At 62.8% G+C, this 13,722-nt stretch carries 11 protein-coding genes and 1 pseudogene; 11 read left to right on the top strand and 1 reads right to left on the bottom strand.

All coding sequences use genetic code 11. The features are described from left to right. Positions 1-76: 76 nt before the first annotated feature. From ABWP92_RS12935 to ABWP92_RS12885, 11 genes are all read left to right on the top strand, one after another. Positions 77-1,714, top strand: a complete 1,638-nt coding sequence (locus ABWP92_RS12935) for a 3-(methylthio)propionyl-CoA ligase (RefSeq protein ID WP_353235798.1) — start codon at positions 77-79, stop codon at positions 1,712-1,714. A 118-nt stretch (positions 1,715-1,832) separates the two neighbouring features. Continuing rightward, the gene (locus tag ABWP92_RS12930) at positions 1,833-2,786 is read left to right on the top strand and encodes a branched-chain amino acid ABC transporter permease (RefSeq protein WP_353235797.1); all 954 of its coding nucleotides are present in this window, start codon (positions 1,833-1,835) and stop codon (positions 2,784-2,786) included. Between the two features lie 8 nt (positions 2,787-2,794). Then, positions 2,795-4,039 carry a branched-chain amino acid ABC transporter permease gene (locus tag ABWP92_RS12925; protein WP_353235796.1) on the top strand — a complete coding sequence of 415 codons (1,245 nt, stop codon included), beginning with the start codon at positions 2,795-2,797 and terminating at the stop codon, positions 4,037-4,039. Further along, positions 4,036-4,815, top strand: coding sequence for an ABC transporter ATP-binding protein (locus tag ABWP92_RS12920; protein WP_353235795.1), 780 nt, complete (start codon positions 4,036-4,038; stop codon positions 4,813-4,815). Before ABWP92_RS12925 ends, ABWP92_RS12920 begins: the two co-directional genes overlap by 4 nt. A gap of 1 nt (position 4,816) precedes the next feature. Further along, positions 4,817-5,512: an ABC transporter ATP-binding protein gene (locus ABWP92_RS12915; protein ID WP_353235794.1), complete on the top strand. Its 696-nt coding sequence runs from the start codon at positions 4,817-4,819 to the stop codon at positions 5,510-5,512. Between the two features lie 418 nt (positions 5,513-5,930). Beyond that, the gene (locus ABWP92_RS12910) at positions 5,931-8,201 is read left to right on the top strand and encodes an autotransporter outer membrane beta-barrel domain-containing protein (protein ID WP_353235793.1); all 2,271 of its coding nucleotides are present in this window, start codon (positions 5,931-5,933) and stop codon (positions 8,199-8,201) included. Between the two features lie 49 nt (positions 8,202-8,250). Beyond that, positions 8,251-9,012, top strand: a complete 762-nt coding sequence (locus ABWP92_RS12905) for a SapC family protein (protein WP_353235792.1) — start codon at positions 8,251-8,253, stop codon at positions 9,010-9,012. 41 nt (positions 9,013-9,053) lie between these two features. After that, positions 9,054-9,701, top strand: coding sequence for a GNAT family protein (locus ABWP92_RS12900; protein ID WP_353235791.1), 648 nt, complete (start codon positions 9,054-9,056; stop codon positions 9,699-9,701). Beyond that, positions 9,694-11,457: an AMP-binding protein gene (locus ABWP92_RS12895; protein WP_353235790.1), complete on the top strand. Its 1,764-nt coding sequence runs from the start codon at positions 9,694-9,696 to the stop codon at positions 11,455-11,457. The genes ABWP92_RS12900 and ABWP92_RS12895 overlap by 8 nt, the downstream gene beginning before the upstream one ends. A gap of 44 nt (positions 11,458-11,501) precedes the next feature. After that, the gene (locus ABWP92_RS12890) at positions 11,502-11,750 is read left to right on the top strand and encodes an acyl carrier protein (protein ID WP_353235789.1); all 249 of its coding nucleotides are present in this window, start codon (positions 11,502-11,504) and stop codon (positions 11,748-11,750) included. Next, entirely contained in the window at positions 11,747-13,030 is a 1,284-nt protein-coding gene (locus ABWP92_RS12885; RefSeq protein ID WP_353235788.1) for a cytochrome P450, read from the top strand. The genes ABWP92_RS12890 and ABWP92_RS12885 overlap by 4 nt, the downstream gene beginning before the upstream one ends. Before the next feature lie 228 nt (positions 13,031-13,258). Here ABWP92_RS12885 and rho read toward each other — a convergent pair. After that, a pseudogene (gene rho, locus ABWP92_RS12880) lies at positions 13,259-13,722 on the bottom strand (transcription termination factor Rho); the annotation flags it as partial.

Here is a 13,722-nt window from a genome sequence, read left to right as displayed (position 1 = left end):
TGCCATGCCATGCCATGCGGCGCGGAAGCCTCGTCGGACAAGTCCTGGGAAATGTGGAGATTAAGGAGCCAAAAGCATGCTGGGCCTAATGCAGAGCCAACCGTTGTTGATTTCGTCCCTGATCCGTTTTGCGGAGCGCCATCATGGAGACGCCGAGATCGTTTCTCGCCGCGTTGAAGGCGATATCCATCGCTATACCTATCGCGATCTGGCTCGCCGCGCGCGGCAATTGGCCAGGGCGCTTGACGCCATGGGGCTGGCCGCGGGCGACCGGGTCGCATCGCTGGCCTGGAACGGCTACCGCCACATGGAGCTGTATTACGGCGTGAGCGGCTCCGAGCGCGTGCTGCACACCATCAATCCGCGCCTGCACCCCGAACAGGTCGCGTGGATCATCAACCACGCCGAGGACCAGGTGCTGTGTTTTGACACCACCTTTTTGCCGATCGTCCAGGCGGTGCACGACAAGTGCCCGACGGTCAGGAAATGGATTGCGCTGTGCGATGCCGACAAACTGCCGGCCGACACCGGCATTCCCAACCTGGAGAGCTACGAAGCCTGGATCGGCGCGCAGGACGACAACTACGACTGGCCGGAGTTCGACGAGAACACCGCCTCCGGCCTGTGCTACACCAGCGGCACCACGGGCAATCCCAAGGGCGCGCTCTACAGCCACCGCTCGAGCGTGCTGCATGCTTTTGCCACGGCGCTGCCGGATGTGATGGGCATCTCCGCGCGCGATGCGGTTTTGCCCGTCGTTCCCATGTTCCATGTGAACGCCTGGGGCACCCCCTACACGGTGGCCCTTGCTGGCGCGAAAGTGGTTTTCCCGGGGCCGGCGCTCGATGGCAAGTCGGTGTATGAACTGATCGAGAGCGAAGGCGTGACCATGGCGGCGGGCGTGCCGACGGTCTGGCAGATGCTGCTCAACCACGTCAGCGCCAACGGGTTGAAGTTCCACTCGCTCAAGCGCACGGTCATCGGCGGATCGGCCTGTCCGCCCGCGATGATCGACGCCTTCCAGGACCAGTACGGCGTGACGGTGCTGCATGCCTGGGGCATGACGGAGATGAGCCCGCTCGGCTCGCTGTCCACGCTCAAGAACAAGCACCTGGGCCTGCCCCGGGAAGAGCAGATGAAGCTGCTGCAAAAGCAGGGCCGCGCATTCTGCGGAGTCGACCTGAAGATCGTGAACTCCGACGGCAAGGAACTGCCCTGGGACGGCAAGAGCTACGGCGATCTGATGGCGCGCGGGCACTGGGTGCTGCAAAGCTATTACAAGGGCAGCAGCCCCCTGGTGAAGGACGAGTTCGGCAAAGGCTGGTTCCCGACCGGCGACGTGGCGACCATCGATCCGGACGGGTTCATGCACATCACCGACCGCACCAAGGACGTGATCAAGTCGGGCGGGGAGTGGATCAGCTCGATCGACATCGAGAACATCGCCATGGCCCACCCCTCGGTGGCGATGGCCGCGTGCATCGGCATGCCGCACCCGAAATGGGATGAGCGCCCCATCGTCGCGGTGGCCATCAAGCCAGGCAAGGAGCTGACGCGCGAGGAACTGCTCAAGTTCTACGAAGGCAAGACCGCCAAGTGGCAGATTCCGGACGACGTGGTGTTCGTCGATGCGATCCCGCTGGGCGCCACCGGCAAGATGCTCAAGACGAAGCTGCGCGAGGACCTGAAGGGCTACAAGCTGCCGGGCCTTTGACGGCCGATGCCATGGGCGGCGGGCCCATGCGGCCGGCCCCGCGGCGCGCGTTCTTCGCGGAGCGCGCGCCGTATTCATTTAGAGTTCGGCTTTTGCACATGCGCGCAGCCACTTTCCGATGAGCATCGACTATCTTGCGATTTCACTGTTGAACGGCATCAGCTACGGCTTGCTGCTGTTCATGCTGAGCTCGGGATTGACGTTGATCTTCAGCATGATGGGCGTGCTCAATTTCGCGCATGCGAGCTTCTACATGCTGGGGGCATATCTTGGATACACGATGTCCGGCGTGCTCGGCTTCTGGCCCGCGCTGGTGGTCTCGCCGCTGCTCGCCGGGCTGTCGGGCGCGGCGTTCGAGCGGTTCGTGCTCAGGCGCGTGCACGCTCATGGGCATGTGGCGGAGCTGCTGGTGACCTTCGGCCTGTCGTACCTGATGCTGGAGCTGGTGCAGTTGCTCTGGGGGCGTTCGGTCGTTCCCTATGACCTGCCGCCGGTCCTGCGGGGCCCGCTGTTCGATCTGTATGGCGTGCAGTTTCCGCGCTCGCGTGCGTTCATGATGCTTGTCGCGGTGATCGTGCTGCTTGCGCTTTGGTATGTTTTCAAACGCACGCGCGTAGGGTTCGTGATCCAGGCGGCGCTCACGCATCCGCAGATGGTCGAGGCGCTGGGCCACGACGTGCCGCGCCTGTTCATGCTCGTCTTTGGCGCGGGCTGCGCGTTGGCCGCCCTGGCAGGCGTCATGGGAGGGAGCGCCTATGTGACCGAGCCGGGCATGGCGGCTTCCGTGGGGTCCATCATTTTCGTGGTGGTGATCGTGGGCGGGCTCGGATCGCTCGCTGGCGCGTTCCTCGCTTCCTTGCTGATAGGCGTCATGCAGACGCTGGCGGCGGGCATGGACATCACGCTCGCGCAGATGCTGGCGGGATGGGGCATGGCGCCGCAGCCGCAGGGCGCGCAAGCATCGGCGCTGCTGCAATTGAGCGTGTCGCAGATCGCGCCGATCCTGCCATTCCTGCTGCTCGTGCTGATGCTGGCCATCCGCCCCCGCGGTTTGCTCGGAACGCGGGAGTGATGACGGCAATGCAGACGCTCCGCGAAGGACTTTCCTCATCCAGGCGAGCGGCGGCGCCGTCCGTCTTCGCGCTGCTCGCCATCGTTCTGGCGGCCGCGCCGCTGCTCGCCACAAGCAGCCTTGCAATCAGCGTTCTGTCGCAGATCGGCTATTCGATCATCATCTGTCTCTCGTTCAACATGCTGTTCGGCCAGGGCGGAATGCTCAGTTTCGGCCACGCCGTCTATTCCGGGCTCGGCGCGTTCGCGGCGGTGCACTGCGTCCGGCTGGCGGCGCAGGGCCAATGGCCGGTTCCGCTGGTGCTGGTGCCGGTCGTGGGGGGGCTGGCGGGGCTGATCGTGGCGGCGTTGCTGGGATTCATCTGCACGCGCAGGGCAGGCACCACGTTCGCGATGATCACGCTGGGCGTGGGCGAGTTGGTCGCCGCCATGGCCCTGATGTTTCCCCAGGTGTTCGGCGGCGAGGGCGGAATCGGCATCAACCGCGTGTATGGCGCGCCATTCCTGGGGCTGACGTTCGCTTCGGCGCTTCAGGTGTACTACCTCATCGCGGTGTATTGCATGCTTTGCGGGGCGGCGATGTATTTCTTCACGGGAACCGCGCTGGGGCGCATGCTGAATGCCGTGCGCGACAACCCGGCGCGCGCGGAGTTCATCGGCTACGATCCCCGGCGCGTGCGGCATCTGGCCTTCATGCTGTCGGGTTTCTTCGCGGGAGTGGGCGGCGCGCTCATGGCGATCCACCTGGAGATCGTCACCGGCGCCGACAGCCTGGGGCTGCCGCGCTCTGGAGCCTATCTGCTGTTCACCTTTCTTGGCGGCGCCGGGTACTTTTTCGGGCCGGTCGTCGGAGCGGTGCTCATGGTGTGCTCTTCGGTCCTGCTGTCGCATTACACGCAGGCATGGCTGCTCTATCTGGGGCTGGCGTTCGTGCTGACGGTGATGTTCGCGCCGGGCGGTGTCGCGGCAATGGGGGTATCCCTGATGCGAGCCGTTCGTGACGGGCGGGCGTGGCGCGGCCGTCGTCGATATGTCGCGCGGGCCCTGGGCGGCGTGCTGATGCTCGCGGGAGCCTGTACGCTGGTCGAGATGCTGTATCACCTGCGGCTCGATGGGGGCTTGGACCCCACGCTGCAGTTCATGCGCCTCACGCTGGATGTGGGCAATGCCTTTCACTGGGCGGCGGCTTGCGCCCTGGCATTGCTGGGGCTGGGCGTGCTCGCGGCCTGCCGCCGCAAAACGGGCGCCGCATGAAGAACAATGCGACATCGGCCCCGCCGGCCCTGGAGCTGCGCCATGTGGGCAAGAGCTTTGGCCGCACGCAGATCATCCGTGGCGTGAGCCTGTCGGTGAAGCAGGGCGAGCGCGTCGCCCTCATCGGCCCCAACGGCGCGGGCAAATCGACGCTGTTCCACCTGATCAGCGGCGGCGCATCGCCGACCACGGGCGAGGTGCTGCTGCATGGCGAGCGCATCAGCGGCAAGCGTCCTTTCGAGATCAACCGGCTGGGCCTGGCGCGCAGTTTCCAGGTCAGCAGCCTGTTCACCCGCGTCAGCGTGTTCGAGAACCTGCGCTGCGGCATGCTCTGGAGCCAGGGGTATCGGTACGCATTCTGGCGGCTCCTGCGCCATGCGCACGATGTGAATGCGCGTGTCGATGAATTGCTGGATGCGCTGGGCCTCGCGCATCGGCGCAACGACCTTGCGTCGCAACTGAGCTACGCGGAGCAGCGCGCGCTGGAGATCGGCATCACCGTGGCGGGCGGCGCGCGCGTGATCCTGCTCGATGAGCCCACCGCCGGCATGAGCCGCAGCGAGACGGCGCACTTCACCGGACTGATCCGCCGGCTCACGCAGGGCCGCACCCTGCTGACCGTGGAGCACGACATGAGCGTGGTCTTCAGCCTGGCCGACCGGATCGCCGTGCTGGACCAAGGCGAACTGATTGCCTTCGACACGCCCCGGAAGGTGCGAGCCAACCCGAGGGTGCAGCAGGCCTATCTGGGGTCGCTGGACATGGAGGAGCGCTGAAGTGCTTCAGGTGTCGCAACTGCATGCGTTCCATGGCCAAAGCCATGTGCTGCATGGCGTGGATCTGGAGGTGGGCGCGGGCGAGATCGTCGCGCTGCTGGGCCGCAACGGCTCGGGGCGGTCCACGCTCGCCAAGGCCATCATGGGGCAGGTCCGCTGGCAGGGGAACATCCGCTGGAAAGGCCGGAGCCTTTCCGGTCTCGGGACCTTTGAAATAGCGCGGGCCGGAATCGGCTATGTACCCGAGAGCCGCGACATCTTCCCCGTGCTCACCGTGCAGCAGAACCTCCTGCTCGGAGAGAAGAATGAGCGCACGGCAAGCCCGCGTTGGACGCTGGAGGATATGTACGCCATGTTCGCGCAACTCCATGAGCGGCGGCACGTGGCGGCGGGCGTGCTGTCCGGCGGCGAACAGCAGATGCTCACGCTGTGCCGCGCCCTGATGGGCAATCCACAGCTCATCGTCATCGACGAACCCACCGAAGGCCTTGCCCCCAGGCTGGTGCAGCAGGTTGCGCGATTCATCGTGAAGCTCAAGGAGCGCGGGACCGGCGTGCTGCTGATCGAGCAGAAGCTCGGCATGGCCCTGCATATTGCCGACCGTGTGCTGGTCATGGGGCAGGGTGAGATCGTGTTCGCGGGATCGGCCCCGCAATTGAGAAACGACCACGGCGCGCGCCAGTGGCTGGAAATCTGAAATATTCAGGGCGTGGCGTTGAGCAGCCCTGTGTGAGGTTTCCGGACTCGCGCAACTTGTCAAACGGGCAAGGCGAAATATAAAGAGCGGCAAATGAATTCCGGCGTGATCCTCGGCAGGAGACTGCCCGGGAGTTTTCCATTTAATTAGAAGATGTTATATTCAGAAATAAAAAAGTATGGATTATTGTTTTAATAAGTGAATTTTGTGAGTAATTAATATTAGTGAGCGTTATTGACTGATTTGAGTGATTTTATATTTTTAACAATTATATAAAATTCAATGGCTTTGTTATATGTATGATGGATGTTTTAAAAATATGTAAGTGCTGTTAAGTTTTGATCAATGCCATTGCGTTGATGAAATTTTTCTGAATTTGATTGCACTGGCGCTGGATGCCTGACACCAGGGAGTTCTCATGAAGAAAAATCACCAAACCCCCTACCAACTGAGCATGCTGGGGCGTGCTCTGGTTGGTGTTTTTTCGATGGCTTCGGCTGGAAGTATCTGGGCGGTTCCCAATTACTGGGTGGGGCCAGGGGAGATCACCGAAGATTCCGCGTGGTCCGCAGGCGTAATGAGTAGCGGTGGCGCCAACGTCATCAACTCGTCTTCGCCCGCTGCCGCTTGGAATGTCACTGATCAGAATTCGGGCTTCATTGCTTCCTCAGGCCTGTATATAGGACATGCTGCTTCCGGCTCACTGGCGATTACGGCGGACTCCAGTGCGTCCTACATCTCTTTTTGGGTTGGCGACACTGATGATCCCGATATGCCTGTCTTGGGACCTACGGACCCGAATTTCAGGGTAGGAGATCTTGGGGGGGCGGGCTATCTCTCCATGGACGTAAGGGCTCAACCGCCATACGGCGGAGCGAGAATGCAGACAACCAGCACCAGCCTTGGAGTGGGGTTGGGAGCAGGTAGCTCGGGTGTCGTGGATGTATTGGGGGCAGGTAAAACTCCCCAGCAGTTGGGATATACATCCCCTAATGCATTGGTTTTCAGTTCCCTGCAACGGAATGTTTTGATCGGACAGGACGGCGGGCGTGGCGAAGTCAATATTGACGGCGTGGGGTTCGACTTCGCGACGGGCGAGTTGAATTATCCGGGCTCTTCCGATCCCATCCGCTATTTCGCGGTGGGCGATGGCGCAGCCTCGAATGGCTCCATCAATATCCTGGGGAACGGCAAGCTGGCATCGGGCAATCCCATGGGTAGTAGTAATTCGCAAGTGGGCGACCTTCTGCCATTCAGTTTCATTGGCAAGGATGCCGGAACGGGTTCCGTCACCGTGCAGCCCACAGCCAGCGGTCTTGCCAACCAGGCGGATTTCTACACGGGGCTGGCGGTGGGCTCCAATGGCGGCAATGGTTCGTTGAATGTGCTTGGGGCTGGGAAGGCACTGATCTCCAATGGCAATGAATACAGCTCCGAAGGCTTTTGCCAGGCTTCCAACCCTTCGCAGTCTCCTGTCGCGCCAGCTTCGCTTCAGTTGAGCGCGGACGGTCTTTCGACAGGCGTGGCGCGTGCAACGGGCAGTGGCGCGGAATTGCTGGTGGCCGGTTTCCACCAAATCTATGGAAGCCCCATGGTCTTGCATGAGGAATCGATAGGAAAGGTTCAGATCGGAAGCGGGGGCGCATTGATCACCTCCAACGATGCCACCGTAAAAATTGGCTCCGCTCAAATACTGCCCGCTGGTGAAACCATTATTTACTACCAGTTATCCATGATCGGAGGCTTGGGTCCCGTGAATGTCTCGGGGTCTGGCAGTGTCGTCTATGGTTCGGAGACGGCAATCGCCGAGCCCGCGGGCAAGATCGAGGCATCGCAGATCAACCTGACGGAACCCGCCTCGCAACTGAAGTTCAATCACACCGGAAGCCTGACTTTCAACTTGCCGCTGACAGGCAATGGCAAGCTGGTCCAGCAGTCGGGAACCACGACGATTTCCGCGTCGGTGGCGGAACTGCCGGTGCTCGATCCCGCCATGTGGGTGTTCGATACCGTGGCCCCGTGTGCTCCGAGTGTGTCAACGAACCACCCCCTGGATCAGTCAGGATTTTCCGGCGGCATCGATGTCAGCGGCGGCACTCTGGTGCTGCCGGCAAGCAACGTGCTGCCGGGCCTGACGGCTACCAGCATCAGCGGCGGAACGCTTGCGCAAGGCGGAACCAACCAGAACCTGGGCGCAGTGACGCAAACGGGAGGAGTTTTGCAGTTGACGGGGGGCGCCAGCGCGGGCGCCTACGATATCGCCAATGCCACGACCTGGGCGGGCGGTGGTGGGGTGGTCCAGCTCGACACGGTGCTGGGACTGGATGGCAGCCCCAGCGACAAGTTGCACGTCACCGGAACCATCAGCGGGACGACCCTGTTGCAGATCAGCAATCTGAATGGTGCCGGAGCGCAGACCACCGGCGACGGCATCCTGGTGGTGCAGGCCGACAGCGGCAATGCGGCGAACAGCTTTGCTCTGGCCTCGCCCCTGATCGTCGGCGGCTTCCTGTACAAGCTGCAGCAGACAGGCAATAACTGGTATCTGGTTTCCAGTCCCTACGTGGGGCCTCCGGCGAGATCCCTGACGCCCGTGCCGTCGCTGTCCCTGTGGGGGCTGCTGGGACTGGGCGGCTTGCTCGCGGCCTTTTCCTCGCGCATTTTGAGGCGGCGCGTGGTGAGGCGGTAATGGCCGCTCCTCGGCACCATGCCATGGCTCCCATCCATTTGTTGGACCGATGACCGAAATGATCGCGCCGCCTGCCGCGCCCATGTTCTATCGTGAGTTGACCGCGCTCGACCCGGCTGTCCATCTCGGCTGGGGCTTGCGCGAGCGGCCCGACCTGGCCGCTGCCCGCGCCGCCAATGCCGTTCCCTTGGGGGTCGGCGAGTTCTGGCACGCCAGCGCCTGCTATCCCATCGTGTTCGGCCTCGCGGGCGCGACGGGTTTTCCCGTCGTGATCACGGCTCTCGTGGAGGGCCGCAATCTCTTCGTGGATGCCCAGGGGCAGTGGCTGGCGGACACCTATGTTCCTGGCTGGCTGCGCCGCTATCCGTTCTGGATGCAGCCGGACCCCGATGGCCGCAATGCCAGCCTGTGGTTCGATCCCCATGCCCGGCAGGTGGTCCCCCTGCATGAATACGCGGATGCCCGTCCGTTGTTCGACCACCAGGGCCATCCCAACCAGGCTCTCGAGCAGGTTGTGCGTTTTTGCAGGCAATGCCATGCCGACACCAGCCAGACCGCTGCCTTCATGCGGGCGCTGGAGCAGCATGGGCTGCTGGCGGACCGGCAGGCGTCGATGGAGCTTTCTCCAGGAAATACCTATTCGCTGGGCGGGTTCCGGATGATCGACATGCAGGCCTATCACGCATTGCCCGATCCCATCCTGGCGGCGTGGGTGCGCAATGGCTGGGCTTCCCTGGTGGCCTTGCACCATGTGTCCGTTCAGCAAAACTGGGAGAGGCTGCTGGCTTTGCATCGCAGCCTCAATGGTTGAGGTGGCATGACAATCCGTTGGCAGATATCAGAGGTGATCACATGAGTTCCGCAGGCTTCCGTATCCCGTTGCATGCGCCGCAGCCCGTGGCGGCAAGGCCCGGCGCCGGGGCGAAGGGCGTTCACATCGAAACCCCGAACCTGCTCACGCGCAGCCTGCTGGCTAGCGATGTGACGCCCGAGTTCGCGCAGTGGTTCAACGACGAGCAGATGCTCCAGGGCCTGAATCTGCCGGCGCTTCATTTTTCCATCGATGGTTTGCGCGCGTTCGTGGCCAGTTTCGACAATATCCATCATTTCCTGATCGGTGTCTTCAGCAAGTCCAGCGGAAAACTGCTGGCCTTCTACAACTTCAGCGTCACGCCCCAGCACCGGGTGGCGACGTTGACGCTGGGCGCGGATCCGCGGATCAGGATCGGCCGCGAGGTTTTCTGGGAGTCCTGGTTCCCCCTGTGCGACGAGATGTTCGATCATCGCGGCATCGACAAGATCACGTCACGCGTGTTGACCAGCAATCGCAAGCTGCTTTTCGCCCTGATAGATACCGTGCATTTCGTCTATGAGGCGACGCTCAGGCAGGAAATCCTGGGAAAGGACGGCAAGCGGCAGGATGTCATGGTGCTGTCCTGTTTCAAGGACCTGAGCCTTCGCCCGCAAAAAGGCAGCCCTTCCTTTTCAGAACATGTCTGAGCGGCGCATTGGCGGCTTTTCGAATCTGCTTCAGGCGCTCGAATATGCGGCGGGAGTGCCCGATCAGCCGCTTTGCTGGTTCGACACGAATGGCCGTTTGCAGCATCGGCTGACATATGGGCAGATACTTGAGAAAACCCGCCTTTACGCGGCGGGATTGGAGCGGCGGATGGATGGCGCGGCCCGCCATGGCAAGCCGTCCGGAATGGGGCCGCGGATCGGCATCATTGCCGTCACAGGGCCGGATTTCCTGCCCGCATTCTGCGCGAGCCTGTGGGTGGGGGGCATTGCCTGTCCGCTTCCCGTGCCTGGCCCTCTGCAGGATCTTTCGCGCTACTCGCAGGCACTGGCGAACATGTGTGCGGCGGCCGGCATTTCCATGCTGCTGGGTCCCGGACAATTGCTGGAGCGGTTGCGCGTGGAGGATGGGCTGGGCAGCGTCGGCATGCTGGCATGGGAGGATCTTGCCGCCCCTGCAGCGGCCGCAGCCAAGGCGCCCGCCATGCCGGCGGACGTCGTGCCCGATGCGATTGCCTACGTGCAATTCAGCTCCGGCTCCACGGGGCAGCCCAAGGGGATCGCCATTTCCCATGCGGCGCTGATGCACAACATCGACGCCATTCTCGGGGCGGGGATGGCGCTTCGGCCCGAGGATCGCGCGTTTTCATGGCTGCCTTACTACCATGACATGGGGCTGGTCGGCTTCGTGCTGGCCCCGCTGTGCGGACAAGTCAGCGTGGACTATCTGGCGCCCTCCGCATTCGCGCGCAGGCCCCGCCTGTGGCCTGCCTTGATGGCTGAACACCGCAGCACCATTACCTACGCGCCGCCTTTCGCATGGCAAATGGCGGCGTCCTGCGCGGCGTCGCTGGCGTCGGGCGCGCGGCTCGATGCCCTGCGCATTGCCGGCGTGGGTGGCGACTACATCGACTACACCGCATTGCAGGCCTTTGCGCGGGCTTTTGCGGAGCACGGCTTCAATGCCCATGCCTTCAAACCCAGCTACGGACTGGCGGAGGCGACCCTGGCGGTGACCATGAGCGACGCCTCCTTCGAGAAACTGCGCGCCTGTTTCCGTATTGACGAGGCATCTTGCGCACACGAGGCGCATGCGTCCGATGACGGCGCAAGGCCCCTGGTGAGCTGCGGGCGTCCCTTGCCGGGCTGGATGCTGCTTGTCAGCGACGGCAACGGGCGCATGCTGCCAGCGGGAACCGAGGGCGAGATCAGCGTGCGGGGGCCTGCGCAACTGTCCGGTTACTTTTGCGGCGGCGTGCTGCGGGCCGCGGCGCAAGGAGAAAGCGTCGAGACGGGCGACCGGGGTTTTGTGAGCGCCGATGGAGCGCTGTATGTGACCGGGCGGAGCAAGGACCTGATCGTCGTGAATGGCCGTAACGTGTGGCCGCTCGATGTGGAGCTTGCCGCAAGCGAGGAGGCGGGGATAGCGCGGGAGCATATGCAACTGCTGCCGCCGCCTTGGCCGCCAAGGGCGCAGGCAGGCCCGTTCTCGGGCCCATCGCCGGCATTGGTCCTGCTGCTGCATGAAAAGGCCGTGCGCCAGTCATGCCGGCAAGACGCATTGAAGCGGGCCGCCGCTGCGGCAACCGCCGCCGCGGGCTCCAGGGTGCGCGCCTGCATGGTTCCCAATGGAACGATCGCCTTCACGTCATCGGGCAAGAAGGCTCGCGCATCGACACTGGCGCGTTTTGAAAATGCACAGATTCCGGTACTCGCGGATTCCGAGCAGCCGGACTAGCCCGGCGCACATGACCACATCAACCTCTTTCCTGTCTCGACACCATGGACCATCCCCAACTCGCCGCCATCCAACGCATCATCTCGGAGAGCCTGCTCATCCCCGTGGAAAGCATTCATGCGCAAGACACCATCATCGGTCTCAAGAACATCGACAGCCTGTCGTTCGAGATGATCGTCGTGGCGATGGAGACTGAATCCGGGCAGCCCATCGATCCCCTGCGCCTCATGTCCGTCAAGACGGTGGGCGATCTGGCGGAATTGCTGGGGCAACTGATGGCGTCCCGGCAATGAGCCATCAGGACATCTCATCGCGCTTCTGCCACTACATATACGATCTCGCGCGTGACCGTCCCGGGCGCAACGAGATCTGCCGGCAGCATGGGTTCCAGCGGGTTCTGGTCATCCAGAACCTGGAGGATGCCGACAGGATCATGCGGCGCAATGTCGATAACTACCCGAAGAATTCCAGGTGGATATCGCAGGTGGCAGGCAACTCCAGGCTGACCGAGGAGGGCGGGCAATGGAAGTTTCGCCAGAATCTGTCACAGCCCTTCTTCAGCAAGTATGACGCGAGCCGTGCGTTCTCCGTCAGCATGACGCATGGCCGGCACATGGCGGAGCATCTGCTGCGCGAGCCCGACGCCCAGGTGCTGGACGAGGCGCTGGTCCACCAGGGGATGCTGTCCATCTTCACGCAGATGTTCCTGGAGGTGGAACTGAGCCATCTGCCGATGGCGCACGACAGCGCATCGCGGCTGATCGAGCTGGCTTCCTCCTATGCCTTTGTCCCGCCCGGGCAGGAGTCGCTCAAGGACAGCAAGGAACGCATCCGTGAAATCCTCCAGCTGCGCAAGACCATCTTCAACGCCCTGCAATGCCTGCGCGGCGATGCCTTTGCGCACAGCCCCATGCTCAATGCCATGCTGGAGGCGGAGTCCGCGCCGGGGTTCGATTTCACGTTCGAGAAGGAGCTGACGACGCTGTTCGATGCGGGTTCGGACACCGCTTCCTATTCAATAGGCTGGGCGCTTCATCTGCTGGCGGAAAACCCTGACCTTCAGGAGCATCTGCACGCCGCCATGCGCGAAGTCCATGCGCTGCACGGACACGATCCGCAGGCGCTGGAGTCCGCGATCGCGCAACATGCCGACCTGCGCTGCTTCATCTCCGAGCTGCTGCGGCTGTATCCGCCGCTGCCATTCATCACGCGCCTGGCCCGTGACGCGGACCAGCTCTCCGACATGAATGTGGAGCCTGGCGACGTCGTGGTGGTCTCGCTCGTCGGCGTCAATCACAAGGCATTGGGCCGGGCGGATCCCTGGAAACCGGACCTGCGCGCGGCCAGGCGGGAAGGCTTCGGCATGGGAACGGGCACGATCTCCGGTTTCGTCTGGGGCAGGAGAGTGTGCGGAGGACGCAGCTTTGCGCTGGTGGAATTGGCCGCCGTGCTGGGCGTGCTGATTCTGAGGCTCAAGGTGGAGGTGTCCAGGCAGGAGCCGGTGGTGTATGAGTGGGTCGGGCAAATGCGCCGCAAAGGCGGGCATCTGCTGAAATTCATGCCCCGGCCCTAAGAGCTGTTAACACGACCCAGCAAGCCGAAGGTTTGCGATCGAGACGAGGCGCGAAGCCGCAGGCAGTACAAGCGTACGACAAGGCGAAGCAACGATGTATCGAGGGCTGTGTTAGCGGCTCTAAAGGCCCGTTGCCTTCCGGGCGGGGAATGCAAAAGACCCCACTGGCGCGAAAGCCCGTGGGGTCTTTTCGTGGCTCGTGCCGGCTTGCATGGGGCCGGCACGGAATCAGCCGCCGCGGCGCATCATGTCGAAGAACTCCACGTTGGTCTTCGTGGCCTTCATGTTCTTGATCATCAGCTCCATGGATTCGATCTCGTCCATGTTGTACATGAACTGGCGCAGGATGCGGGTCTTCTGCAGAATCTCGGGAGCGAGCAGCAGCTCTTCGCGGCGTGTGCCGCTCTTGTTGATCTCGATGGCGGGGAACACGCGCTTTTCGTACAGGCGGCGGTTCAGGTGGATTTCGCAGTTGCCGGTGCCCTTGAACTCTTCGAAGATCACTTCGTCCATGCGGCTGCCGGTGTCGACCAGGGCGGTGGCGATGATGGTGAGCGAGCCACCTTCTTCGACATTGCGGGCCGCGCCAAAGAAGCGCTTGGGGCGCTGCAGTGCATTGGCGTCCACACCACCGGAGAGCACCTTGCCCGACGAGGGCACGACGTTGTTGTAGGCGCGGGCCAGGCGGGTGA

The organism is Diaphorobacter ruginosibacter (assembly GCF_040396215.1).
Lineage (GTDB): Bacteria > Pseudomonadota > Gammaproteobacteria > Burkholderiales > Burkholderiaceae_C > Diaphorobacter_A > Diaphorobacter_A ruginosibacter_A.
Note: the sequence above shows the minus strand (reverse complement) of the source record. Positions and strands in the feature narration are given on the sequence as shown.

Excerpts from the sequence above, each read along its gene's own strand:
- ABWP92_RS12900 (WP_353235791.1), top strand. The coding sequence starts at position 9,054 with ATGAGTTCCGCAGGCTTCCGTATCCCGTTGCATGCGCCGCAGCCCGTG.
- ABWP92_RS12920 (WP_353235795.1), top strand. The coding sequence starts at position 4,036 with ATGAAGAACAATGCGACATCGGCCCCGCCGGCCCTGGAGCTGCGCCAT.
- ABWP92_RS12885 (WP_353235788.1), top strand. The coding sequence starts at position 11,747 with ATGAGCCATCAGGACATCTCATCGCGCTTCTGCCACTACATATACGAT.
- ABWP92_RS12930 (WP_353235797.1), top strand. The coding sequence starts at position 1,833 with ATGAGCATCGACTATCTTGCGATTTCACTGTTGAACGGCATCAGCTAC.
- ABWP92_RS12890 (WP_353235789.1), top strand. The coding sequence starts at position 11,502 with ATGGACCATCCCCAACTCGCCGCCATCCAACGCATCATCTCGGAGAGC.
- ABWP92_RS12910 (WP_353235793.1), top strand. The coding sequence starts at position 5,931 with ATGAAGAAAAATCACCAAACCCCCTACCAACTGAGCATGCTGGGGCGT.
- ABWP92_RS12935 (WP_353235798.1), top strand. The coding sequence starts at position 77 with ATGCTGGGCCTAATGCAGAGCCAACCGTTGTTGATTTCGTCCCTGATC.
- ABWP92_RS12905 (WP_353235792.1), top strand. The coding sequence starts at position 8,251 with ATGACCGAAATGATCGCGCCGCCTGCCGCGCCCATGTTCTATCGTGAG.
- ABWP92_RS12925 (WP_353235796.1), top strand. The coding sequence starts at position 2,795 with ATGCAGACGCTCCGCGAAGGACTTTCCTCATCCAGGCGAGCGGCGGCG.
- ABWP92_RS12895 (WP_353235790.1), top strand. The coding sequence starts at position 9,694 with ATGTCTGAGCGGCGCATTGGCGGCTTTTCGAATCTGCTTCAGGCGCTC.